Raw genomic sequence first — 23,092 nt, 5'->3', positions numbered from 1 at the left:
GGTCGCCGGCCCGCCCCTTCCTTTCCCCCTTCGCGGAGGTACGAGATGGCTAGCACGTTGAACACCCGCATCGAGGTCACCGGGCCCGCCGATGGCCGCTTCGCCGAGATCCTCACCCCGGCAGCACTGGACTTCGTAGCCAAACTCGACAACACCTTCGCCGGACGCCGCCGCGAACTGCTCGACGAACGCCGCCGTCGTCGCGAGCGGCTGCAGTCGGGGGAGGAGCAGCTGGACTTCCTGCCCGAGACTCGGTCGATCCGGTCGGACGAGAGCTGGCACATCGCCCCGGTCGCGCCCGGTCTGGAGGACCGGCGCGTCGAGATCACCGGCCCGACCGACCGGAAGATGACGGTCAACGCGCTCAACTCCGGCGCGAAGGTGTGGCTGGCGGACTTCGAGGACGCGACCTCGCCGACCTGGCACAACGTTATCGACGGCCAGCTCAACCTGTTCGACGCCATCCGCCGCAACATCGACTTCACCACCGAGGCCGGCAAGCGCTACACGATCGGCGACGACCCGGCGACGATCGTCGCCCGCCCCCGCGGCTGGCACCTGGTCGAGAAGCACATCCGCATCGACGGCCGCCCGGTTTCGGCGAGCCTCGTGGACTTCGGCCTGTACTTCTTCCACAACGCCCGGCAGCTCCTGGCGCGCGGCAGCGGCCCGTACTTCTACCTGCCGAAGCTGGAAAGCCACCAGGAAGCGCGGCTGTGGAACGACGTGTTCCTGCTGGCGCAGAAGGAGCTCGGCATCCCGCGCGGCACCATCCGTGCGACCGTGCTGATCGAGACGATCACCGCGGCCTTCGAGATGGACGAGATCCTCTACGAACTGCGCGAACACGCGGCCGGCCTGAACGCCGGACGCTGGGACTACATCTTCAGCGTCATCAAGAACTTCTCGGCGCACGGTGCCGACTTCGTGCTGCCGGACCGCGCTCAGGTCACGATGACGGTCCCCTTCATGCGTGCCTACACCGAACTGCTCGTCCGCACCTGCCACCGCCGCGGAGCGCACGCGATCGGCGGGATGGCGGCGTTCATCCCGAGCAAGGACCCGGCCACCAACGAGAACGCGCTGGAGAAGGTCCGCCAGGACAAGGAACGCGAGGCCGGCGACGGTTTCGACGGCTCGTGGGTCGCGCACCCCGGCCTGGTCCCGGTGTGCCGCGAGGTGTTCGACCGCGTCCTCGGCGGCTGGCCGAACCAGCTCGGCAAGCTGCGCGAAGACGTCACGGTCGAAGCTTCGGACTTGCTCGACGTCGCGAGCGCCGGCGGCGAGGTCACCGAAGCGGGCGTGCGAGCGAACATCAACGTCGCCCTCCGCTACATCGACTCCTGGCTGCGCGGCACCGGTGCCGCGGCGATCCACAACCTCATGGAAGACGCCGCGACGGCCGAGATCGCGCGGTGCCAGGTGTGGCAGTGGATCCGCAACGGCACGAAGCTCGAGGACGGCACGGCGCTGACCCGCGAGCTGGCCGTCGAATTCCTGGACGACGAACTGGCGAAGGTCCGCGCGGACCTCGGCCCGTCGGCCCGCCTCGACGACGCTCGCGCGATCTTCGCCGAGACCGCTCTCGGCGAGAAGCTGCCGAGCTTCCTCACGACTGTCGCCTACGCCCGCTACCTGACCGAGCGGTGACAGGCTCCGGTCGCCAGTGACCTGACCACCGGCGACCGGTTACCCCGCACCACATTTTGGGATGGTGTTGGGGGACGGGTCCGGTGGCGGAGGCTCCCCGCCACCGGGCCCGGGTCTTTCCGGACCCGCGCTCTTTCGCCGTTGAGAGGCGAGGGGCGCGGGTTTTCGGTTTCACGGAGTTTCCAGTGCTTCGGGCTTGGGCCTCGCTTGGGTCTCGCCCGCTTCCGCGCTTGCTCGGCCGCTGTTCGTGCCTGTGCGTCCCGCGGAACGGGGCTGCTGTTCGGAGCCGCGCCGCCGTGGTCGCTCAGTGGTAAATCCCTACATGGCCCTAGGGCTCGTTTGCTCCCGCCCTCGCTCGGGCCTTCTGCTCACTGCAGACGATCCCGCCCGCATGAACCGGTCCGGACGTGACCTCCAGGCCCAGTCGCCTGCGAGGCCCGTGCCAAATCCAAGCTAGGTCGACATCGCCCAGCTCTGTCCAGCCGGTGTCCAGATCCTGGCGACACCCAGCCGTCGCACTCCCTCACGATCCCTCCGAGAGCCCGGCTCCTCGCCCTCTCCAACCGGTTGATGCCACGGGCCGCACCACAAACTCTCAGGCCCTCGCCCTGCCCGCACTGCCGTCGCCGCTCAGTGGCGAATACCTGGTCAACGCCCCTTTCTGAGCATCCAGCCCTCTGCTGGCCACCGCAACTCAGTTCCGCGTCAGCCGCTCCAGCACCCCGACGTCCCTCTTGCCTATTTGATTCGACATACATATATTGCACAAGTAACTACCTGGGGGAGCGTCGCCGGCAAGGGTGCCGAGCAGCTTCCGACCTCACTCGCACCCGGAGAAACCATGCACTGGCTTTACCTCGGCATCGCCGTGTTCTTCGAGATCGCCTTCGCGCTCGGAGCCAACGCCACGGACGGGTTCACCAAGCTGTGGCCGTCGGTATTCACGCTGATCATGGCGGCCGGCGGCATCTTCTTTCTCAGCCGCGCTCTGCTGACCCTCGACGTCGGCGTCGGCTACGCGATCTGGACCGGTCTCGGCTCGGTCGGCATCGTGCTGCTGGGCGCGCTGATCTTCAAAGAGAAGCTCAACTGGCGCAAGCTCATCGGCTTCGGCCTGGTGATCTGCGGCATCATCGGCCTCCAGCTGACCGGTGCCTGACCCTCGTCTTCTTGCTCCCGAAAGGATTCCGCCGTGTCCGTTCAGCCCGAAGCAGCACCGGCCATCGCGCCGGGGAAGATGCAGACCACTCGCCGTGCGTGGGGCATTCTTCTCTTCGCCGGAGCCTGCGAAATCGCGTTCGCCGTCAGCACGGATGGCAGCCGCGGCTTCACCAACCTGCCGTGGTCTATCGCCACCGTGATTGCCGCCGCCGCAACGATTTTCACGCTCAGCCTGGCTTTGCGCACCATCGATGTCGGCGTCGGCTATGCGGTCTGGACCGGCATCGGCGCAAGCGGTGCCGCGATCTTCGGCGCGATCATCTTCGGCGAAAGTCTGGGCCCCCTGCGAATCCTGTTCCTGGCAGTGATCATCGCCGGAGTCGTCTGCCTCAAACTCGCCGGTGGGTCAACCGACTCGGCGAAGACCGACGACTGACCGTATCCGGCCCGCGTCCCGCTGAATTCGCCAGCTGGCGGCGAACCTGCCTAGTCCTGGTCGCGGGCACCGTGCTCACGTTTTCGTCAGTACGCTGCACCGGCGCGGCAGCATTGTTTGCGACGAACCGGGAGGCCAGCCAAATGCCCATCGCGACCGTGAACGATCGCCCGATCTTCTTCGCGGACAGCGGGGGAGACGGACCGGCCTTGCTTCTAGGTCACGGCTACTTCCTGGACCACTCGACCTTCTCGCCGCAAGCAGCGATGCTCGCGCCGGAGTGGCGCGTGATCACCTGGGACGCCCGCGGCCACGGGCAAACCCCGGACACCGAACCCGGCACGTCATACACCTACTGGGACCAGGCTCGGGACGCGCTCGGCCTCCTGGATCACCTGGGCGTTGAACGCGCCGTCGCAGGTGGACTCTCCCAAGGCGGCTTCACGGCATTACGGATTGCGTTGCTGGCACCGGAGCGAGTCGCCGGTCTGGTGCTCTGGGACACGGAAGCAACACCGTGCAGTCCAGCCGACAAGGCAGGCTACGGCGACATGTTCGCAGCTCTGCGCGAATACGGCCCCATTGACGACCTGACCGTACCCCTGTCGACGCAACTGCTCGGAGAATCCGACCTCCGCGACGAGTTACGTGCACGATGGCGTGCCGCACCCGCGCTCCCGCTAGGCCCTGCTGCGCACTGCCTGCTCGAGCGAGACGACGTCTCGGGCCGCCTGAATGAAATCACCTGTCCGACGTTGCTGATGTGGGGCGAACACGACGTTTCACTCCCTCGCGACCGCATGGACCTGCTGAGCGAACGCCTCCCGAACGCCAGCGACGTGCACGTAATCCGCGGCGCGGCCCATACGCCGACCCTGACTCATCCAGAGCAGGTCAACCCATTGCTGCGACAGTTCCTGCGGACATTGGCCTGACCGGTTCCGTCAAGCCGTCCAGGTTCTTACGCAACAGAACGTCTCCCCGCAGTGTGATGGCGTGCAGGTCAACGACGGTCCCCGGACAACGAGAGGCTGACGAGGACTCAATTGCATGCACGCACATGTGCTATACAAGAGGTCTCGGCGTCATTTCTCGATGCCGGACAAGGCTTTGCCGGAGAGGTCGTTCGCGTGACCACCACACCTTCCCCTGGCCGCAAGCAGGCAGGGGCGAGACTCACCGCGCTCGGCGCGATGTGGCCCCGCATGATGGCACTTCGCAGCCGCATCGACCACGAGGTCGAACAGGCCCTGCAACGGCAGCTGCACCTCGGCTTCTCGGAATTCGTCGCTCTGATGTCGCTGGCCGATCACCCCGACGGCGAACTCCGCATGCAGGAGCTCGCGGACGCGACGTCACTCAACCAGAGTTCCGCGACCCGCCTGGTCGGCCGGCTCGAACGGACCGGCCTGACAGAACGACGTCTCTGCGAATACGACCGCCGCGGCGTCTACACCGGAATCACCGACGCCGGCCGAGTCATGCTGCGCAACGCTGTTCCAGTCTACGAAGCCGCGTTGGCAAGCGCTTTCGACCGTGTAGCAGCAGACCCCGGCTTCCGCGACCTCATCGCCGCCGTCGACCCTCGCTGACAGTACTCTGACCAGGCATTCGCCGCTGAACGGCGAATCCTAGGAGCCGCTGACCAACGCGTGTCTTACACCTCGAACGCATTGCCAGTAGCGATCTTCGGTCGCCCCAATTCTACCGGCTCACCGACTCGGGCCCGCCGATAAACCTCGACGGTCGCCTCTGCGATCCGGCCCCAATCAAAGTCCGCGCCAAGCCGGGCCTGCGCTGCACGCGCGCGCCGGGTCGCGGCCGGAACGTCGCTCAAGACCGTCGCTACGGCCGACGCGAGGCCAGCGACGTCGCCAGGCTCGAAAGCCAGGCCGGTCTCGCCGTCGATGACAACCTCGCCGAGCCCACCCGCGGTCGACGCCACCAACGGTGCTTTTGCGGCAGCGGCTTCCAACGCGACGATGCCGAACGGCTCATACCGGCTGGGCAGCACGACCGCGTCGGCTGCTGCGAGGAGAGCTCGCAGGTCGCGGTCGGAGAGATGCCCGACGAAGTCCACCGCCCGGCGGATCCGCAGCTTGCGAGCCTGCGCGACAAGTTCGTCGTGATGTCGCCCTTTTCCGGCGACGACCACCCGGGTCCCCGGGAACTGGCGGCGGATCCGGGGCAACGCGGCCAGCAGGTCTTGCACGCCCTTTTCCCACTCCAACCGGCCGAAGAACAGCAGGAACGGCGAACCGTCCGGACTGTGCTGCTCCCGCATCCGCGCGACTTCGCCGGTCGACACGCGCCAGCTGCGTCCTTCGATGCCGTTGTGGATCACCGCGACGTCGGCCGGGTCGATCTCGAAGAGATGCGCGACCTCCTTGCGCATGGCCTGCGAACAGGTGATCACCGCGTCGGCGCGATTGGCCAGCCACCATTCGACCGAATGCACCTGCTGGTTGAGCGGATGCGATAGCCAACCGGAATGCCGGCCCGCTTCGGTCGCATGAATCGTCCCGACGAGCGGCACGCGAGCAGCCTCGGCGACCGCGATCGCCGGATGCGTGACCAGCCAGTCGTGAGCGTGCACGACGTCGGGTTGCCACGTGCGGAGCAAATCCTGCGCCGCCCGGACCATGGCGTGGCCCATGGCGAGCGTCCAGGCGACAAGATCCCGCTCGAAAGTCAGGTGCATCGGGTCCTCGGCCACGCGAACTACCCGCACCCCTTCGATGACCCGATCGCTGCGCGGATGCGTCGACGCGTCGGTGCCCGCGGTGTGCCGGCAAAGGACGACGACGTCGTGGCCCTGCTGCGCGAGGTGCCTCGCCAGCGCGTGAACGTGCCGGGCCAGCCCGCCGATGACCACCGGCGGGTACTCCCAGGACAACATCAGCACGCGCATGGCCCGAGGTTACTCGCCAGTCGCTTACCCTGGGTCGGCCGCCCGAACGACCGGCGGAAAGCGTCGCCGCCATCCGGAGAGAGAGGGCATGAGCAGGGAAGAATCAGCTGGTCAGAGCGTTTTGCCGAAAAACGGCAACAGCACCGCCTGGTTGTCTCGCCAGCTCGCGACGATCGCATCCCCGCAGCTCAGCCCCGTGCTGCGGACCAGTAGCGAGCGCTAGACGGACCCACGAGTTGCTCTGCCGCTACGAGCAGACCTCACGCACAGCCGCATCCCCTCGGCGTCCTGAACTGGAGCCCGCTCGCCAGTGGCTGACCAGCTATTAGCCACTGAGCGGCGAAGAGGTCGCCGCCGGCCATCCCGCTGCTTCGCCTAGGGAACCCGCGGCGACCAGTTGCCAGCCTTCGACGATCAGCAGCCGCCGTGACCGTCGAGCAGCACCCGCTCACCGGCCCCCGAACAGCCCGCAAGCTATGCCGCAGACCGCGATTCTCTGCCACCATGGCCAGCAATGACTCCAACAGAGCCCGAATGGCAGTGCGCGGATCCGCCACTGACTACCCCGTGGACCGACCGGGTCGACCCGGCCGCGGTGCTGCCCGAGTACCCGCGGCCCCAGCTCCGCCGGCCGGAATGGCTGAGCCTCAACGGCATCTGGGAGTACGCAGGATGGCCTGCTTCGCCCGCGGAGCCGCGACCCGTCGGGTACAGCGAGCGCATCCTGGTTCCCTTCGCGCCTGAATCAGCGCTCTCTGGAATCGGCCGACGCGACGAAGTGCTGTGGTACCGACGGCTGTTCGAGGTCCCGGAAAGCTGGAGCGGGCGACGGGTGCTGCTGCATTTCGGTGCAGTCGACCAGAAAGCCGAGGTGCGGGTCAACAACCAGTCGGTGGTCACCCATGAGGGCGGGTACACGGCGTTCTCCGCGGACATCACGGACGCGCTCCGTGCATCGGGACCGCAGGAAATTACCGTTCGCGCAGAGGACCGTACGGACATCGAGCCGTACCCGATCGGCAAGCAGCGCAACGAACCTGGCGGTATCTGCTACACCCCGACGTCGGGAATTTGGCAGACCGTGTGGATCGAGCCGGTGCCGAACGAGCGCATTTCGTCCCTGGAAATAACCTCGGACCTTTCGGGTGTGTCGGTGTTCCCGCAGGTCACCGGCGGAACTGAAGTGGAGCTGATCGTTTCGCCGCCAAACGGCGACGAGGCGGCGCGCGTTCAAAGCAGCGCCGGCGCGCGGCTGCGGGCCAACCTTCCGGAGCCGCATCCGTGGTCTCCTGACGATCCGGTTCTCTATGACATCACCGTCCGGCTGCTGGATGCGCACGGTGATGTATTGGACGAAGTCGCCAGTTATTGCGGTCTGCGAACGGTAGAAATCGTCCCAGATGTCAACGGACGGCCACGGATCGCTCTGAACGGCCGGATCGCCTTCATGCATGGACCACTCGACCAGGGTTACTGGCCGGACGGCGGCTACACCGCGCCGACCGACGAGGCGCTTCGGTTTGATCTCGAAAAGACGAAGGAACTCGGGTTCAACCTGGTCCGCAAGCACATCAAGGTCGAGCCCGCGCGCTGGTACTACTGGGCGGACCGGCTGGGTCTGGTTGTCTGGCAGGACATGCCGTCGCTGGTCGTCTCGTTCGCCGGGCCGCCCGGGCACGCGCCGGATCCGTTGCCCGAAGGACAACAACGATTCGAAGCCGAGCTGCGGGAAATGATCGCGCAGCTGCGCAATGTCACGTCGATCGTCGCCTGGGTGCCGTTCAACGAAGGCTGGGGAGAATTCGACACCGCCCGGATCGCGGCCCTCGTAAAAGAACTCGACCCGACGCGGCTAGTGATCGCCAACAGCGGCGTGAACTGCTGTTTCTCTCGCCCGGACACTGGTGCTGGCGACATCTACGACGATCACACATACGTCGGACCGGGCGAGCCGCACGAGGGGGACCATCGCGCGTTGGTGGACGGCGAATACGGTGGCCTGGGCTTGATCCTCGAAGGCCACGTTTGGCCAGGTCCGCCCAATGCCTACGAGATGACGATCGATTCCGCGCACCTCACTCGCCGGTACGCGGAGGTGAGCGAACGCCTCGAAGGGTTGGTTTCCGGCCTGGGGTTGTCCGGTGCGATCTATACTCAGACCACTGATGTAGAGAACGAAGTGAACGGCCTCCTCACCTACGATCGCCGAGTGCAGAAGCTCGACTTCGCCGACGCCGCGAACCACAACCGAGCGGTGATCGCGCGTGGTTCGCACCCCGAGGTGAAGTCCGTTGCCGAGCCGGCTGGCGAGGCTTCGAACAGCCGTTGACCTGCGATTCGCCACTGAGCGGCAACGCGAGATATGCAGTTCTGCACGGGGACTGCGGCCTGGGGGACGAACCAGGCCGACTTGCGATTCGCCGCTCACTGGCGACGAACTGGTCGACGGCGTTTCGAAGCTGGCGCGATGTCGTCTAGCCCGAACTTGCTGCTTCACCGTCGCCGGTCAGCGGCTATAGCATCGTGGTGTCGAACTCGCCTTTGGACGGCGACAGCATCCTTGGCTGGTAGCACCAGGCTGACATTGTGGTGCGCATGGCGACGTCCGCTCGCGGCGACTCACGTCGTAAGTCGGCCGTCGCCGCCGAGAGGCGACAACGCCGCGGGCGAGTGACGGCAAATGACCGCCCGGCGTTTCGCCACTGGACGGCAACGGCGCAAACCAACGGCTGAGCTATCTCCGTCAGAGGCCAGCCGCCATCTGCGTTCGCTGGCAGTTGCCGAAAAACGGCGACTGCTCTCCGGCCGCGACAACGCAGACCGGAGAGCAAGGCCGAAGCTCAAGCAGGCAGAGCCGCTTCGATCGCCGCGACGATCGTCTCGTCTTCCGGCTCCGTGCGCGGACGGAAACGACCGAGCACCTCACCGTCCGGGCTGATCAGGAACTTCTCGAAGTTCCACTGCACATCGCCGGCTTCGCCGTCCGCGTCAGGAGTTTCCGTGATGCTTGCGTAGAGCGGGTGGCGGCCTTCACCGTTGACGTCGATCTTCTCGAACAGCGGGAATGACACCCCGTACGTGGTCGAGCAGAACGTCTGGATTTCCTCCGCCGTTCCTGGCTCCTGGCCGGCGAACTGGTTGCACGGGAACCCGACTACCGAGAAGCCCTTGTCGCCGTAGCGCTCCTGCAGCCGCTCCAGACCGGAGTACTGCGGCGTCAACCCGCATTTCGACGCCACGTTCACCACGAGCAGCGTCTTGCCGGCCAGCGGTCCTTCGAGAGTGGCGTCTTCGCCGGACAGGGTCTTGAGGGGCAGGTCGCGGATTCCCATGGAATTCCCTTCGATCGTCATGCGCGAGGACGGCGCAGGGCGCGCGCGTCCAGGTGTCCGAACGGGCCGTCGGCCCGTCGGTATTCCTCGGCCAGGGCAAGCGCTCGAGCACGATCCCCGCTGCGCAGCAACCCTGCCAGGGCGTCGAATCGTTCGGTGTGCACCCGGGCGCGCCGACGGGCGTAGTCGGCGGCGGAGTCCTTGGTGACCATGAACGCCCAGTCGCTGGACAGCGCCATCATCGCCTCGGCGACGGCTTGATCGGCAACGGCGTCGCGAGTGGTCCCGTCCTGCTTGTCGACCAAGTCGAGCAGACGGGTCTGCAGGGCGGTGTTGTCCTGCACCATGTCCGCGACCTGTTCGCCGTCCCAGACTCGCCAGTCCTTGCCGGAGCCCCACGAGGATGCGGGCAACTGGACCGGTTCGCCTATGTGGCCGGCCTCCAGCGCGCCGCGCAATGTGGTCACTCGGACGCCCGCTTCGGGCAGTGCGCGCAGGATCCCCTCGAGCCATGCGGGGCCTTCGTGCCACCAGTGTCCGAAGAGTTCCGTGTCGTAGGCGGCAACCACCAGCGACTCGCGGCCGTGTTGATCGCGGAGAGACCTCAGCCGCGCGACGACTGTTTCGACGAAATCCTTGACGTGCGAACCCAAAACGTCCGCAGCGAGCGTGGGGTCGTAGGGAGCTTTGTCTTGTGGCTCAACAGTTTTCCCGGTGACGCGCGATGCCTTCAGGCCGACTTCGTGCGCCCAGGTGTGGAAATCGCGGTACGCCGCATGGCCTGGGTAGCCAGCCTTCGGCGACCAAACCCGGTAGGTGACTTCGAGATCGCGGCCGAAACAGACGACGTCGGAATCGCCGACGGGATGGGCGGCCGAAGTGTCACCATGGAGTGAAGGGCCGTCGACAAGGAAGCGTCGCACACCGGCGTCGTGATAATCTCGTTCCATTCCCGGTGCATAACCACACTCAGGTGCCCAAATACCTTCCTGCGCACGGCCAATGCGCAGCGCCGTGTCCTCCAGCCCCGCCTGGAGGGCGAACCGTCGCACCCGCTGGTCCAGCAATGGCTGGAACGGATGCGCGAGTGGTCCGCCGAGCAGCTCGATCGTGTCACTGTCCACAAGCGACCGCAGGATCGGCGAGAAGCCGTGCCGCCAGCGCGTTTCCAGCTCCTCGGTCGCGCGCATCGCGGCCTGGTGCTCGGCGGCGGCGAGGTCGCGCAGCAACGGATCGCCGTGCCAAAGCGTCGATGCGTGCTGCGTGCGCAGCTGCCAGTGGCCGACCCAGTCGTGGCAGGCGCGGATGGCGTACGGATCGTCGAGCTGCGCGGCGAGTACTGGCGTCATGCCGAGCGTCAAGACGTCGCGTCGCCCCTCAGCGGCGAAACGGCGCAGCAGGTCGACGACCGGCAGGTACGAATGTGTCCACGCTTGGTACAGCCATTCCTCCCCGACCGGCCAGCTGCCATGGTGCGGCAGCCACGGCAGGTGACTGTGCAGGACGAGGCAGAACGTGCCTTCGTGGGCGGAGTTCCCGGCGCTCACGGGCGCACCGCCACGGCCACCAGGTCGAGACTCGCGTCGAGGTCGTCGTCGTGCACGGCGAAGTCGTCGGCCCGGATCGCCGCGACGTCCGCGAGGAGGTCGGCGGGCCAGGTAGCCTGGCCAGGAAGGGAGCCCATGACGACGTCCAACTGGGCGTCGATGATCGAGCCGCCGTAGCGGGATTCCGTGGTGCGCAGGGATTCCGCATGGTGCAGCCCGTTCAGTGCCGCGACGGTGAACCCGGCAGCGCGCAGCAGGCCGTCCATTTCGGACGGTGACAGTTCGCGCGTGTGAAACGGGTTGAGGGGAGTGTCGCTGTCCGGCGTGAAGGTGAGCCGGTTCGGGGTCGTGACCAGCAGTTTCCCGCCCGGGCGCAGGACGCGGAAGCATTCGGCGAGGAAACCGTCCTGGTCCCAGAGATGCTCGATCACCTGGAAGTTCGCGACCACGTCGACCGTGCCGTCCCGCAGTGGGAGGTACGCCAGGTTTGCCCGCGCGACGGCGACATCCGGGTACCGGCGCGCGACGTGCTCGGTGGTCGGCACGTCGTAGTCCAGCGCGAGCACTCGGCGGGCGTGCTGGGCGATGAGCCCGGCGCCGTAGCCCTCGCCGCAGCCGGCTTCGAGCACCGTCGCGTCGGCGCAGTGGGGGAGAAGGGCCAGGTAGGCGGCTTCGTGGCGGCGGAACCAGTAATTTTCCTCGGGGATGCCGGGGACGGTCCGTTCGCCGGTGAGGTGGAGTGCCTCGGCCCGGGTGGCTGCGTTGGTCACCTGCGCGACCCTAGCGCCTGTCACGTTTCGCGCAGCCGTCTCGTTCCAGCCGTATGCAACGGACGATCACGCGCATCCTCCTGATCCTGCTCGGTCTCTACACCCTGGTGCAGGGGCTGTGGCCGCTGCTCGACCCGATGAGGTTCTACCAGGACTTTCCCGGCTTCCGGCACGGCTGGGTCTCCATGGACGGGCCCTATAACGAGCACTTCATCATCGATTTCGGCGGCCTCAGCCTGGCGCTTGGCGCGATGCTGGTCGGCGCTGCCGTGATGGGCACCACAATTGTCGCGCGGCTGGTGGCGATCGCGGCGCTGCTGTTCGCCGTTCCACACCTCATCTACCACGCGGGGCACCTCGCGCACTATCCGCAGCTCGACCAGATGCTCATCATCGGCGGGCTCGCGGTGACGGTCCTGCTGCCGCTCGTAGTGCTTGTGGTCCCGGCGCGGCGAAACGCGGTCAGTTCGACGGCGACACCGTGATGCTGAGCGCACCCGGGCCGACGTGGGCGCCGATCACGGTGCTCGCATCGCCCACGACGATCTCGCCCGCGCCCGGCACGCGCTCTCGCAGCCGCTGGACGATCTCGCTCTCGTCGGAACCGAAGCGGGTCACCGCGAGGTCGACCGGCTGGTCGCCGGCGGCCTTCACCGCCAGGTCAACGAGCCGGTTCATCGCTCGTTTAGTGCCGGGAACGCGGGCGAGCGGGCTCACTTCTCCATTGCGGACGGTGAGCAGCGGCTTGATCGCGAACGCACTGCCGAGCATCGACTGGGCGGCACCGATCCGTCCCGATCGCCGCAAGTACTCAAGCGTGTCGACGTAGATCAGTTCGGTCGAGCTGCGCACTCGCCGTTCCGCGGCGTCGAGGACTCGCTCGAGCTGTCCGCCGGCTCCGGCGACGCGGGCGGCGGACACCGCTGCGTAGCCGAGACTCATGCTCGCCGTCCCGCTGTCGAGGATGTGCACGGGAATCCGGACCTGCTGGGCGGCTTCGCGGGCGGCTTCGACGGTCTGCGAAAGCCGTCCGGAGATGTGCAGGCTCACGATGGCGGACGCGCCGGCGGAGGCCGCGTCCTGGTAGCTCCAGAAGAACGCGCCCGGATCGGGCGGGGAAGTCGTGACAGCCGCGCCGGACTTCATCGTCTGGATGAGCTCGCTCCGGTCGAAGCGGTGCTCGTCGTCCGTCTGGTCGCCGACGTGCAGCTGGACCTGGACGACACTGATTCGCCACTGAGCGGCGAGTTGCTCGGGCAGGCACGAGGTCGAGTCGGTGACTACGGCGATGTGCGCGGACATGGTGCCGGAGCGTAACCCCTGACGGCCTACTGCGAGTAAGCGACCATTGGTCCGATCGGGCGAGTGGCGCGCTGGACGGGCTAACCGAGCAAATACTAGGACGATGGTCCCATTAGATTGCTCATCCAGGTGAATGCCGTCACCTCGAGGGGTCCGTCCGCGGAATTGGCCCTAATCTACCGCTCAGTAGAGCACTGTCCCGCGGCCGAGAGCCGGCCCCAACCGGGAGGTCGAAGAAGACCCATGACGAACATCGTTGTCCTGGTCAAGCAGGTACCGGACACCTACTCGGAGCGGAAGCTCTCCGGTTCCGACAACACCCTTGACCGCGAATCCGCCGACGCCGTGCTCGACGAGATCAACGAGAAGGCCGTCGAAGAGGCCCTCAAGATCAAGGAAGCCGGCGAGGGCGAGGTCACCGTGATCTCGGTCGGCCCGGACCGCGCGACCGACGCGATCCGCAAGGCGCTCTCCATGGGCGCCGACAAGGCCATCCACGTGTCCGACGAGGCACTGCACGGCTCCGACGCGATCGCCACCGCGAAGGTCCTCGCCGCCGCCGTCGGCAAGGTTGAGGGTTTCGACCTGATCCTGGCCGGCAATGAGGCGTCCGACGGCCGCGGTGCCGCCGTGCCCGCGATCCTCGCCGAGCTGCTCGGTGTGCCGCAGCTGACCTACGTGCGCCAGCTGACCGTCGAGGGTTCCTCCGTGAAGGCCGACCGCGAGACCGAGGACGGCATCACCCACCTCGAGGCGAACCTGCCGGCGCTGGTGAGCGTGAGCGAGAAGATCAACGAGCCGCGCTACCCGTCGTTCAAGGGCATCATGGCCGCGAAGAAGAAGCCGGTCGAGACGCTGACCATCGCCGACCTGGGCATCGACGCGGGCGAGGTCGGTCTCGCCAACGCGTGGTCGACTGTCGTCGAGGCCTCGCCGAAGCCGCCGCGCACCGCGGGCGAGAAGGTCGAGGACGAGGGCGACGGCGGCTCGAAGGTCGCTGAGTACCTGGTCGCGCAGAAGCTCATCTGAGACACGGTTTCGAGGAGGATTCCGGAAAATGGCTGAAGTACTCGTCCTCGTCGACCACGTCGACGGTGATGTCAAGAAGGTCACGCTCGAGCTGCTGACCGCCGCGCGCGCTCTCGGCGAGCCCTCCGCCGTCGTGGTGGGCCCGACCGGCACCGCGGCGAAGGCCAAGGAAGCGCTCGCCGGCCACGGCGCGGCGAAGGTGTACGTCGCCGAGGGCGACGACGCTGCCGGTTACCTGGTGACCCCGAAGGTCGACGTGCTCGCGAAGCTCGCCGAGCAGGTCTCCCCGGCCGCGGTGCTCGTCGCCGCCAGCGCCGAGGGCAAGGAGGTGGCCGCGCGGGTCGCGCTGCGGCTGGGCTCCGGTCTGCTCTACGACGCGGTCGGTGTGAACGCCGACGGCACCGTGGAACAGTCCATCTTCGGTGGCGCCTTCTCGGTGAAGTCTAAGGCCGCCAAGGGCGCGCCGGTCGTGTCGGTGCGTCCGGGTGCGGTCGAGGCGGAGGCCGCCGATGGCGCGGCCGCCGAGGAGACCGTCGAGATCCCGGCGCAGGACCCGGCGAAGTCCGCCAAGATCACCGGCATCGAGCCGGTTGTCGGCGGGGACCGTCCGGAGCTGACCGAGGCGTCGATCGTCGTGTCCGGCGGTCGCGGCGTCGGCTCGGCGGAGAAGTTCGACGTCGTCGAGAAGCTGGCCGACTCGCTCGGCGCGGCTGTCGGCGCCTCCCGTGCCGCGGTCGACTCCGGCTACTACCCGGCGCAGTTCCAGGTCGGCCAGACCGGCAAGACGGTGTCGCCGCAGCTGTACATCGCCCTCGGCATCTCCGGCGCGATCCAGCACCGCGCCGGCATGCAGACGTCGAAGACGATCATCGCGGTCAACAAGGACGCCGAGGCCCCGATCTTCGAGATCGCCGACTTCGGTGTGGTGGGCGACCTGTTCAACGTCGCGCCGCAGCTGACCGAGGCTGTCGACAAGCGCAAGGGCTGACGTTCTCGTTCGCTCGGAAGGCCGCCGCGTGCTCGCCACGCGGCGGCCTTCCGCGTTCTCCGGAAGCGTCTCGGCAGTCTGAGAAGAACCTGAGAACCCGCAATTAACTCAACGTGCACTGACCGGTCATCGATTGGCACTCTCCGAGGCCGCTTACCGGCAGGTACACCTTGACCATGACGTCGTCACAGCTCCTCGTCAGTACTGATCAGGCGGGTGCCGACCTTCCCGCAGGCGCGCCGCGGTATTCGCTTCTGGTCGCCAACGGGAACGATGAAGTGCTCGCCGCACAGAAACTGCGATACCGGGTTTTCGCCGAGGAGATGGGGGCGGAACTGCATTCCCCGGAGCCCGGCCGGGACGTCGACTACTTCGACGAATTCTGCGATCACCTCGTGGTCCGCGACGACAACACCGGCGAGATCGTCGGCTGCTACCGCATGCTCCCGCCGGAGCGTGCCGCGCAGGCCGGAAAGCTCTATTCCGACAGCGAATTCGACTTGACGACGCTCGCCGATCTGCGGCCGTCCTTGGTCGAGACCGGGCGGTCCTGCGTTCACCCCGACCACCGCAGCGGTGCCGTCGTGAGCCTGGTGTGGGCCGGCATCGCTCGCTACATGCTCCTTTCCGGACACCGTTATCTCGCCGGCTGCGCTTCGGTCCCGCTGAACGATGGCGGCAGCTACGCCGCGGGCGTCTGGGATGTCCTCCGTACCAAGCATCACGCCGACGACTCGTTGCGCGTCTCGCCGTTGAACCCATGGGACCCGAGCGCGATCGCGCGTCCTGACCGGGCCATGCTTCCGCCGCTGATCAAGGGTTACGTACGGCTTGGAGCCAAAGTGTGCGGCCCGCCGGCCCTCGATACCGACTTCGGTGTCGCGGACTTCTTTGTTCTTCTCGATTTGCAGCAGGTCGACGAGCGGTACTTGAAGTTCTTCCTCGGAGCGCAAGGATGAGTCACGCATGGATGCCGACGTCGCCCTGCGGTGACGGCTGCCTCACCGAGGGCGCGCCGACAGTCGGCTTGCCTCGGCGGATTTTGCGTTTCACCGCAGCGATTTCGGTAGTCTTCGCGGCGCTGCTGCTCGCGCCGGCGCTGTTGGTGATCCGCGGCCGGAGCAGGGAACGTTTGGTGCGCCGGATTTTCCGTGCCGTGCTGAGGGCGTTTGGCGTGCGGATGTCTGTCGTAGGCGGTGCGGACTTCCTCGCCGCTCCGGCAGGCCGCGGTGCGCTGGTGGTGAACAACCACATCTCGTGGCTGGACATCGTCGCCATCAATGCACTGCGCCCGATGCGCGCGCTCGCGAAGATCGAGATCGGTTCCTGGCCGGTCCTGGGCACGCTCGTGCGTCGAGGCGGCAGCATTTTCCTGGACCGCAACCGTTTGCGCACCCTGCCAGGCACCATGGCCGAACTTGCCGACAGCCTCCGCGCCGGCGCGCTCGTCAACGTCACCCCGGAGGGCACCACCTGGTGCGGCCTGGCCTCCGGCCGCTTCACCACGGCCACCTTCCAAGCCGCGATCGACGGCGGCGTGCCGGTCCGGCCGATCGCCTTGCGCTACCGCCTCGCCGACGGTCGCGAAACCAGCCAGCCGGCGTTCATCGGACCGGAGTCGCTCATCGCGTCGTTGCGCCGGGTCGCCGCGCTGCGCGGTCTGGTCCTGGAAGTGCACGTGTGCCCGGAGATCGCCCCGGGCCGCGCCGAAGACCGCCGTTCGCTGGCCGCCCTTGCCGAGGCGGCTGTCCACTCGGCCCTCGGCACGGTTCGCATCCCGCCGCAGCGTCGCCGGGTTCTGGTCGGCCGTCCGGCGTCCTCCCAGCCGGTCGCACACTGACGAACGCCCTGGTCAGCGGGCCGTGGACGGGTGTTGCCGTTTTTTGGCGACACCCTTCCACAGCTCTCCGACCCCCGCCGGTTCGCCTTTCGGCTGACCATAGCCAGCTCTTTCGCCACTCAGCGGCGACAGCCACCCGTCTTGCCTCTCCGCTGAATGGCTACGGCTATCCGGCTCGGTGCCGGTAACCCGTCGGGTCATCCGCGCCCGCCTCGCGACAAGAATCACTTACGTCGACGCGCCTGGTTTCTGCGCTCCGGATTTGTCGCCGCTGAGTGGCGACACCGTTGCCTCGGCGCGTCTGCTCGCGGCGCTCAGCCTTTTCGCCACTGAGAGGCAACGACCCGCTTGCCGCGGTTGCCACGAAATGGCGACACCAACTGGTACCTAAAGCTGCACCGTTCCCCAGCTTAGTCGACGAACGTGGTCAGGAAACGGCAATAGTCAGCTTCCCTCCGGGGTGGCCGTTCCGGCTCTCTTCCTGTGCAGCTGCTGCTTCCTCTAGCGGAAAGGTCTTCCCCTGCGCAATCCGCAGTCCATTATGTACATACCCGAGGATCTCGTTCAGTACCTCTTGGGTCTGCCCGTCCTGGCCACCAGACGAGAACGGGAGCCCGAGCTGGAACGCCGCACCGTCGGCAATAGTCACGATGCGATCCTTCGACCCGCGAAGCTCGATAGATTCCGGCAAAACACCATGACCGGACGCATCGAACACCGCATCGACCGGTCGGTCCGCCACTTCACGGACACGCTCCAGCCACCCGTCGCCGTAACGCACCGGAATCGCGCCCAGAGCTTTCACCTCATCGAGATTGTGCTGCCCAGCCGTTCCAATCACCGTCGCTCCCAACGCGACCGCGATCTGTGTCGCGAAACGACCGACAGCGCCACTCGCTCCGTGGACAACCAGCAGCTCGCCCGCTTTGACGTCGAGCAGCCGCAATACGCGCAACGCAGTTTCGCCAGCAACCGGCAACGCCGCCGCGTCATCCCACGAGAGATCGGCCGGCTTGCGAACGATCGCCCCGCCGAGCGCGAACTCCGCGTATCCGCCAGTCGCCGACCAACCGAACACCTCATCGCCGACGCTGAACTCAGCTCCGTCGCCCACCGCGTCGACCACTCCGGCGATCTCCAGCCCTGGGATCCGCGGACCTTCGAGCGCCGCACCTCCGGCCATCGCTCCCGAACGAATCTTCCAGTCGATCGGGTTGATCCCCGCTCGCCGGACTGCGACCCGGACCTGCCCCGGGCCGGGCTCCGGCACCGGAACCTCTTTCAGTTGCAGCACTTCAGGCCCGCCGTACTCGGCGAATGTGATGGCTCGCATCTCGGTTCGCTCTCCTTTGGTCGCGGTACGTCCTACTTAAAGCCAACCAGCCTCCGGCGCATTCCGAGCCGCACGCTCGATTCGCCAGTCAACGGCAACGCGCGCACCCCCGTCGCGCTCGACCGCCCTGTGACGCAGACAGTGCGCCCCATAGCCGCAAGAGTGGCTGATTCATCGGTCTGGTGACCGTCACGACGTCGCCTGCTACCTCGCGTCATCGACTTCCTGCGGCGAGCGCTCCTCCATTGCCCGGATGTGGCATCAACAGATCCAGCCTGAGCCGCGAACCATCATCCTGAGGCCTCGAATTTCCACCTGGACGCGATGCACCCCGCCGCTCACCCCGAAAGGCCAGATGGCGGCTTGACCTCCATAGCGCTGGAGATTGCAAGCTCGCGATCATGAGCCAGACCGTCGAAGCACAGCCTCGAAAAAGCGTCCTCTGGAGTCGCGAACATCGCCTTGTCACCGTCGGCCTGTTGCTTGTGGTCACGCTGGTGGCTTTTGAAAACATGGGCGTCGCCACCGCGATGCCCACGCTGGTCGCCGAACTCCACGGTCTCGCGCTCTACTCTTGGCCGTTCACCACGTTCCTGGTGGCCAGCGTGGTCGCCACTGTCTTGTCCGGACGACTGGGCGACCGCCGAGGACCGGCACCCGCCCTCCTGGTGGGCCCGGTGCTGTTCGCTGCGGGACTAGCTGTCGCCGGTATCGCCACGACGATGCCGATGCTTCTGGTCGGCCGCGCGCTCCAGGGCTTCGGCTCGGGGTTCCTGCTGGTGTCCGTCTCGCTCCTGATCGCCCTGACGTTCACCGACCGCGAACGTCCCGTCATCTACGCGGCCAACGCGGCTGCTTGGGTGCTTCCGGCGGTCATCGGCCCGTCGGTCGCCGGCGTGGTGACCGTGACCGTGGGCTGGCGGTGGGTCTTCCTCGGGCTGCTTCCGCTGGTCGGGATCGGTGTCGTCCTCCTCTGCAAGATCACTCGCCGTTTGCCCGCCCATGTGCCGCTGCCAGCCGGACGTCGCGCGGGTGTCGTCGCCGCTGTTGTCGCGGCACTTGGAGTCGCTGCCCTGAGCTGGGCCGCTCAGCACCCATCGCCCGCCGCGATCGCGTACGGGGCCTTGGGCCTGGTCGGGCTAGCCGTCGCATTGCGCAAGCTCCTGCCTGCCGGAACTATGACCTCTCGCCCCGGACTGCCCACGGTGGTTGCCTCTCGCGCCCTGATCGCCGGCGCATATGCGGGCATGGAGGCCTACCTCCCGCTGACCATGACCACCGTTCACGGTTACAGCCCTGCGCTCGCTGGCCTGCCGCTGACCATCACCGCGCTTGGCTGGTCGGCCGCGTCAGCCCTCCAAGGCCGGTTCCTCGACTGGTCCCGCGAGGCATCGCTGCGCACCGGCTTCGCGCTCGTCGCGATTGGCCTGGTCGGCTTCGGTTTTGTCGCCCAATCGTGGTTCCCCGCCTGGGTGGCCTTCGCTGTTTGCGCGGTCGGAGGAGCCGGGATGGGAATCGCCATGCCCGCCATCTCGGTCCTGTTGCTGCGCTACTCGCCGGAAGGGGAGCGGGGGTTCAATACCTCCGTCATGCAGCTCGCCGACTGGGTCGGATCCGCGCTGCTCATCGGCCTCGGCGGGGTGCTTCTGGCCGCCGTCGCGTCCGCTGCCCAGCCTTCTGCCGCGATGGGACTGCTCAGTATCGCCCTCGTCCTGCTGGCGCTGCTCGGCGTCCGCCTCACGAGCAGGTGGCCGAAACAGGTGTGACGTGCCACTCCGCGGCCTGGGGCGAGCTTCGTCACAGGCCGCATCGGTCTACCCTGATAGAGCGATGACCTATCTCGACCATGCGGCAACGACTCCGATGCTGCCCGAAGCCATTGCGGCGATGACTGAGGCTTTGTCCACCGTGGGCAACGCCTCTGCGTTGCATTCTTCGGGCCGCAGAGCTCGACGCGCGGTCGAGGAAGCACGCGAAGTGATCGCCGCCGCATTGGGCGCGCGGCCGTCGGAGGTTATCTTCACCGGCGGTGGTACGGAGAGTGACAACCTCGCGGTCAAAGGCATCTTTTGGGCCCGCCACGGCGAGGACTCGGCTCGACGTCGCATCCTTTGCAGCACGGTCGAGCATCACGCGGTCCTCGACACAGTCGAGTGGCTGGAGCAGCACTCCGACGCCGAGATCACCTGGCTCGAAGTAGACGACCAGGGCCGGGTTGCGCCGGAAACGCTCCGCGCTGCGATCGAGTCGGCGCCGGAGACCGTTGCGCTGGCAACGGTGATGTGGGCGAACAACGAGGTCGGCACTGTCAATCCGGTCGCCGCTCTCGCTGAAGTCTGCAACGAATACGGGGTTCCTCTGCACACCGATGCCGTCCAGGCGGTTGGCGCAGTTCCTGTTGACTTCACCGCATCTGGCGCAGCCGCACTCACGCTGACCGGCCACAAGCTTGGCGGCCCGTACGGCGTCGGCGCACTTCTCCTCGACCGCGATACCTCGTGCGTCCCTGTCCTCCACGGCGGTGGCCAGGAACGCAGTGTTCGCTCGGGCACTCTCGACGTCCCGGCGATCGCTGGCTTCGCCGCTGCGGTGCAAGCGGCGATCAGCGGGCGCGCGGAGTACGCCGACCGGGTCGAGAAGCTGCGCGATGAACTTGTCGCCGCGGTTCTGCGCGAGGTCCCGGACGCGATTCTTAACGGTCGCGACGGAGAGCGTTTGCCGAGCCACGCTCACTTCACTTTCCCCGGCTGTGCGGGTGACAGCCTGCTGATGCTTCTGGACGCCAAGGGCATCGAGTGCTCCACCGGTTCGGCGTGCACGGCGGGTGTCGCGCAGCCAAGTCACGTCCTCCTGGCGATGGGGGCAGACGCCGCCGCAGCGCGCGGTTCGCTCCGGTTCTCGCTTGGCCACACGTCGACGCTGGATGACGTGCACACCCTGGCGCGCGAGATCGGCGGCGTCGTCACCCGTGCCCGACAGGCCGGTCTCGCCGGCATGCGCAAGCAGACTCAGAAGCAAGAGGTGTAAGGAAATGCGGGTTTTGGCCGCAATGAGCGGAGGAGTCGACTCGGCCGTCGCCGCGGCGCGCGCAGTGGACGCCGGCCACGACGTCGTCGGAGTGCATCTGGCGCTCTCGGCTCAACCTGGCACGCTGCGGACGGGTTCCCGCGGCTGCTGCACCATCGAGGATTCGCACGACGCTCGCCGGGCTGCTGACATCCTTGGCATCCCGTTCTACATCTGGGACTTCGCGGAGCGCTTCACCGAGGAGGTCGTCGAGACCTTCGTCGGCGAGTACGCGGCCGGGCGTACGCCGAACCCTTGCGTGACCTGCAACGAGAAGATCAAGTTCGAGGCGCTGCTGGAGAAGGCGCTCGCTCTCGGCTTCGACGCTGTTGCGACCGGCCACTATGCGCGCCTAGCGACTGTTGACGGCGAGCTGGAACTTCGCCGGAGCGCGGATGAGGGTAAGGATCAGTCGTACGTTCTGGCTTCACTGCAGCCAGAGCAGCTTCGTCATGCGATGTTTCCGCTGGGCGACTCCTGGAAGTCGGACGTGCGTGCGGAGGCGGAGCAGCGTGGACTTTCCGTCGCGCGGAAGCCGGACAGCCACGACATCTGCTTCATCCCGGACGGCGACACCAAGAAGTTCTTGGAGAAGCGGCTCGGCGAGCGTCCTGGTGAACTTGTCGACGCAGAGACAGGAGCGGTGCTCGGGCACCACACCGGCGTGCACGGGTTCACCGTCGGCCAGAGGAAGGGCCTCGGTATCGATGCGCCGGCCGCTGATGGGCGACCGCGGTACGTCCTGTCGCTCGAACCTGTTTCGGGCACGGTGAAGGTCGGGTCGTCGGCAGACCTCGGTGTCCAGGCGATCGACGCGGACCGGGCGATCTGGCCGAGCGGACGACCCTTGGACGGTCCGACCGAATGCACCGTTCAGGTCCGCGCGCACGGAGGCATCGCCGATGCAGTCGCCGAAGCGGATGAAGACGGACGAGTCTCCATCCAGTTGCGCGAGCCATTGCGCGGTGTGGCACCTGGTCAGGTAGTTGTCCTTTATCGGCAAGACGACCAGGCTGGCGACCTCGTGCTCGGCAGCGCCAAGATTTCTGGCACGCGCTGATCTCCTTAAGCGCCTAGACGTTCCTCCTCTGGTTGATCCGGCGTGGGTTGGGGATCGTGCAGCGGCGGAGGTGCGCTCTCAGCTTTCTCACCTGTCGGTGTCGTGACGATCAGCTTTCCGTCCTGCATGATCTCGTAGCTCCAGTCAGCTCGATTCTTGAGCCGGCGGTGGCGTAGGCAATAGCTCAACGTCGAGTCCGCGTCCGCGGAATCAGGACCGGTGGGTTCCGTGAGGCAGTTCTGCGCGGGCCGCGGGCAGCCGGGCTGGCGGCACTCACGATCACGGACCCGCACGAACTCTTCGACATCGATGCTCGGCCGATACCGGAACTTGCCGACCTCGATCACTTGTCCAGTCAGCGGATCGGTGATGACTCGGCGGACGATCGTGTCGGGACCAGTGGCGATGTGGCGTGCGAGCTCGGCGGGGATATGACCGTGACCAGCCAGTTCGGCGGGATTGTCGTTGAGGCCCAGGTATGTCTTCAGATCGACATAGAGGTACACCTCGGTTTGCTCTGGAACGCCGCCCTTGCCGCTGAGCAGCAGATCGATCGCGACGTCAGCGCGCAGCTGGTCGAGAGTTCGCTTCTCGTCACCCGTCTTGAGCGATCGAGCGATCTTGTCGACACGGAGATAGGCCGCTGCAGCCTTGTCAGCCGACGCGT

General features: G+C 66.8%; 20 protein-coding genes and 1 pseudogene. 14 read left to right on the top strand and 7 right to left on the bottom strand.

What is annotated here, in order from left to right; genetic code table 11:
- Positions 1-45 precede the first annotated feature (45 nt).
- The 5 genes from aceB (at position 46) to H5411_RS27555 (ending at position 4,839) form a co-directional block, all read left to right on the top strand.
- On the top strand, positions 46-1,650 hold the full coding sequence (gene aceB / locus H5411_RS27575) for a malate synthase A (RefSeq protein WP_183125494.1): 1,605 nt from the start codon (positions 46-48) through the stop codon (positions 1,648-1,650).
- 841 nt (positions 1,651-2,491) lie between these two features.
- A complete protein-coding gene (locus tag H5411_RS27570; protein ID WP_183125493.1) occupies positions 2,492-2,809 on the top strand; it encodes a DMT family transporter in 318 nt (105 codons plus the stop codon).
- Positions 2,810-2,842: 33 nt separating this feature from the next.
- Positions 2,843-3,247, top strand: a complete 405-nt coding sequence (locus tag H5411_RS27565) for a DMT family transporter (RefSeq protein WP_183125492.1) — start codon at positions 2,843-2,845, stop codon at positions 3,245-3,247.
- 143 nt (positions 3,248-3,390) lie between these two features.
- Positions 3,391-4,182, top strand: coding sequence for an alpha/beta fold hydrolase (locus H5411_RS27560; protein WP_183125491.1), 792 nt, complete (start codon positions 3,391-3,393; stop codon positions 4,180-4,182).
- 195 nt (positions 4,183-4,377) lie between these two features.
- Positions 4,378-4,839, top strand: coding sequence for a MarR family winged helix-turn-helix transcriptional regulator (locus H5411_RS27555; RefSeq protein ID WP_183125490.1), 462 nt, complete (start codon positions 4,378-4,380; stop codon positions 4,837-4,839).
- A 65-nt stretch (positions 4,840-4,904) separates the two neighbouring features.
- On the opposite strand, the gene H5411_RS27550 is transcribed toward H5411_RS27555, so the two are convergent.
- Positions 4,905-6,158 carry a glycosyltransferase family 4 protein gene (locus H5411_RS27550; RefSeq protein WP_101435333.1) on the bottom strand — a complete coding sequence of 418 codons (1,254 nt, stop codon included), beginning with the start codon at positions 6,156-6,158 and terminating at the stop codon, positions 4,905-4,907.
- Positions 6,159-6,672: 514 nt separating this feature from the next.
- On the opposite strand from H5411_RS27550, the gene H5411_RS27545 reads away from it, so the two are divergent.
- Positions 6,673-8,487 (top strand): glycoside hydrolase family 2 protein, encoded by a 1,815-nt coding sequence (locus tag H5411_RS27545; protein ID WP_183125489.1) that lies wholly within the window; start codon positions 6,673-6,675, stop codon positions 8,485-8,487.
- A 511-nt stretch (positions 8,488-8,998) separates the two neighbouring features.
- Here H5411_RS27545 and H5411_RS27540 read toward each other — a convergent pair.
- The 3 genes from H5411_RS27540 to H5411_RS27530 are packed head-to-tail and all read right to left on the bottom strand — an operon-like array spanning position 8,999 to position 11,807.
- Positions 8,999-9,490 carry a glutathione peroxidase gene (locus tag H5411_RS27540; RefSeq protein ID WP_183125521.1) on the bottom strand — a complete coding sequence of 164 codons (492 nt, stop codon included), beginning with the start codon at positions 9,488-9,490 and terminating at the stop codon, positions 8,999-9,001.
- Between the two features lie 17 nt (positions 9,491-9,507).
- Positions 9,508-11,037, bottom strand: coding sequence for a 1,4-alpha-glucan branching protein domain-containing protein (locus tag H5411_RS27535; protein ID WP_183125488.1), 1,530 nt, complete (start codon positions 11,035-11,037; stop codon positions 9,508-9,510).
- Positions 11,034-11,807 carry a class I SAM-dependent methyltransferase gene (locus H5411_RS27530; protein WP_183125487.1) on the bottom strand — a complete coding sequence of 258 codons (774 nt, stop codon included), beginning with the start codon at positions 11,805-11,807 and terminating at the stop codon, positions 11,034-11,036. The genes H5411_RS27535 and H5411_RS27530 overlap by 4 nt, the downstream gene beginning before the upstream one ends.
- A 53-nt stretch (positions 11,808-11,860) precedes the next feature.
- On the opposite strand from H5411_RS27530, the gene H5411_RS27525 reads away from it, so the two are divergent.
- On the top strand, positions 11,861-12,292 hold the full coding sequence (locus H5411_RS27525) for a hypothetical protein (protein WP_183125486.1): 432 nt from the start codon (positions 11,861-11,863) through the stop codon (positions 12,290-12,292).
- Here H5411_RS27525 and H5411_RS27520 read toward each other — a convergent pair.
- Entirely contained in the window at positions 12,270-13,109 is an 840-nt protein-coding gene (locus H5411_RS27520) for a DegV family protein (protein ID WP_101435327.1), read from the bottom strand. The two genes, H5411_RS27525 and H5411_RS27520, sit on opposite strands and share 23 nt — an antisense overlap.
- Before the next feature lie 243 nt (positions 13,110-13,352).
- On the opposite strand from H5411_RS27520, the gene H5411_RS27515 reads away from it, so the two are divergent.
- The 4 genes from H5411_RS27515 (at position 13,353) to H5411_RS27500 (ending at position 16,966) form a co-directional block, all read left to right on the top strand.
- Positions 13,353-14,138 carry an electron transfer flavoprotein subunit beta/FixA family protein gene (locus H5411_RS27515; RefSeq protein ID WP_101435326.1) on the top strand — a complete coding sequence of 262 codons (786 nt, stop codon included), beginning with the start codon at positions 13,353-13,355 and terminating at the stop codon, positions 14,136-14,138.
- Between the two features lie 28 nt (positions 14,139-14,166).
- Positions 14,167-15,126, top strand: a complete 960-nt coding sequence (locus tag H5411_RS27510; RefSeq protein WP_101435325.1) for an electron transfer flavoprotein subunit alpha/FixB family protein — start codon at positions 14,167-14,169, stop codon at positions 15,124-15,126.
- A 176-nt stretch (positions 15,127-15,302) separates the two neighbouring features.
- Positions 15,303-16,085, top strand: a complete 783-nt coding sequence (locus tag H5411_RS27505; protein ID WP_183125485.1) for a GNAT family N-acetyltransferase — start codon at positions 15,303-15,305, stop codon at positions 16,083-16,085.
- Complete coding sequence (locus tag H5411_RS27500; protein ID WP_183125484.1) at positions 16,082-16,966, top strand: lysophospholipid acyltransferase family protein; 885 nt, start codon at positions 16,082-16,084, stop codon at positions 16,964-16,966. The genes H5411_RS27505 and H5411_RS27500 overlap by 4 nt, the downstream gene beginning before the upstream one ends.
- A 427-nt stretch (positions 16,967-17,393) precedes the next feature.
- On the opposite strand, the gene H5411_RS27495 is transcribed toward H5411_RS27500, so the two are convergent.
- Positions 17,394-18,299: an NADP-dependent oxidoreductase gene (locus tag H5411_RS27495; RefSeq protein ID WP_101435322.1), complete on the bottom strand. Its 906-nt coding sequence runs from the start codon at positions 18,297-18,299 to the stop codon at positions 17,394-17,396.
- A gap of 401 nt (positions 18,300-18,700) precedes the next feature.
- On the opposite strand from H5411_RS27495, the gene H5411_RS27490 reads away from it, so the two are divergent.
- The 3 genes from H5411_RS27490 (at position 18,701) to mnmA (ending at position 22,425) form a co-directional block, all read left to right on the top strand.
- Positions 18,701-20,065: an MFS transporter gene (locus H5411_RS27490; protein ID WP_183125483.1), complete on the top strand. Its 1,365-nt coding sequence runs from the start codon at positions 18,701-18,703 to the stop codon at positions 20,063-20,065.
- 64 nt (positions 20,066-20,129) lie between these two features.
- The gene (locus H5411_RS27485; RefSeq protein WP_101435320.1) at positions 20,130-21,326 is read left to right on the top strand and encodes a cysteine desulfurase family protein; all 1,197 of its coding nucleotides are present in this window, start codon (positions 20,130-20,132) and stop codon (positions 21,324-21,326) included.
- A gap of 4 nt (positions 21,327-21,330) precedes the next feature.
- Positions 21,331-22,425, top strand: a complete 1,095-nt coding sequence (gene mnmA, locus H5411_RS27480; protein ID WP_101435319.1) for a tRNA 2-thiouridine(34) synthase MnmA — start codon at positions 21,331-21,333, stop codon at positions 22,423-22,425.
- 5 nt (positions 22,426-22,430) lie between these two features.
- On the opposite strand, the pseudogene H5411_RS27475 reads toward mnmA, so the two are convergent.
- Positions 22,431-23,092: pseudogene (locus tag H5411_RS27475) on the bottom strand (HNH endonuclease); the annotation flags it as partial.

It is taken from the genome of Amycolatopsis echigonensis, from assembly GCF_014174495.1.
Taxonomy (GTDB): domain Bacteria; phylum Actinomycetota; class Actinomycetes; order Mycobacteriales; family Pseudonocardiaceae; genus Amycolatopsis; species Amycolatopsis echigonensis.
This window is presented reverse-complemented; position numbering and strand designations above follow the sequence as displayed.

What these genes read in the sequence shown, in the direction of transcription:
- H5411_RS27545 (WP_183125489.1), top strand. Translation starts at nt 6,673, where the DNA reads ATGACTCCAACAGAGCCCGAATGGCAGTGCGCGGATCCGCCACTGACT.
- H5411_RS27560 (WP_183125491.1), top strand. Translation starts at nt 3,391, where the DNA reads ATGCCCATCGCGACCGTGAACGATCGCCCGATCTTCTTCGCGGACAGC.
- H5411_RS27485 (WP_101435320.1), top strand. Translation starts at nt 20,130, where the DNA reads ATGACCTATCTCGACCATGCGGCAACGACTCCGATGCTGCCCGAAGCC.
- H5411_RS27570 (WP_183125493.1), top strand. Translation starts at nt 2,492, where the DNA reads ATGCACTGGCTTTACCTCGGCATCGCCGTGTTCTTCGAGATCGCCTTC.
- H5411_RS27490 (WP_183125483.1), top strand. Translation starts at nt 18,701, where the DNA reads ATGAGCCAGACCGTCGAAGCACAGCCTCGAAAAAGCGTCCTCTGGAGT.
- H5411_RS27540 (WP_183125521.1), bottom strand. Translation starts at nt 9,490, where the DNA reads ATGGGAATCCGCGACCTGCCCCTCAAGACCCTGTCCGGCGAAGACGCC.
- H5411_RS27510 (WP_101435325.1), top strand. Translation starts at nt 14,167, where the DNA reads ATGGCTGAAGTACTCGTCCTCGTCGACCACGTCGACGGTGATGTCAAG.
- mnmA (WP_101435319.1), top strand. Translation starts at nt 21,331, where the DNA reads ATGCGGGTTTTGGCCGCAATGAGCGGAGGAGTCGACTCGGCCGTCGCC.
- H5411_RS27520 (WP_101435327.1), bottom strand. Translation starts at nt 13,109, where the DNA reads ATGTCCGCGCACATCGCCGTAGTCACCGACTCGACCTCGTGCCTGCCC.
- H5411_RS27500 (WP_183125484.1), top strand. Translation starts at nt 16,082, where the DNA reads ATGAGTCACGCATGGATGCCGACGTCGCCCTGCGGTGACGGCTGCCTC.
- H5411_RS27495 (WP_101435322.1), bottom strand. Translation starts at nt 18,299, where the DNA reads ATGCGAGCCATCACATTCGCCGAGTACGGCGGGCCTGAAGTGCTGCAA.
- H5411_RS27550 (WP_101435333.1), bottom strand. Translation starts at nt 6,158, where the DNA reads ATGCGCGTGCTGATGTTGTCCTGGGAGTACCCGCCGGTGGTCATCGGC.
- H5411_RS27515 (WP_101435326.1), top strand. Translation starts at nt 13,353, where the DNA reads ATGACGAACATCGTTGTCCTGGTCAAGCAGGTACCGGACACCTACTCG.
- aceB (WP_183125494.1), top strand. Translation starts at nt 46, where the DNA reads ATGGCTAGCACGTTGAACACCCGCATCGAGGTCACCGGGCCCGCCGAT.
- H5411_RS27505 (WP_183125485.1), top strand. Translation starts at nt 15,303, where the DNA reads ATGACGTCGTCACAGCTCCTCGTCAGTACTGATCAGGCGGGTGCCGAC.
- H5411_RS27525 (WP_183125486.1), top strand. Translation starts at nt 11,861, where the DNA reads ATGCAACGGACGATCACGCGCATCCTCCTGATCCTGCTCGGTCTCTAC.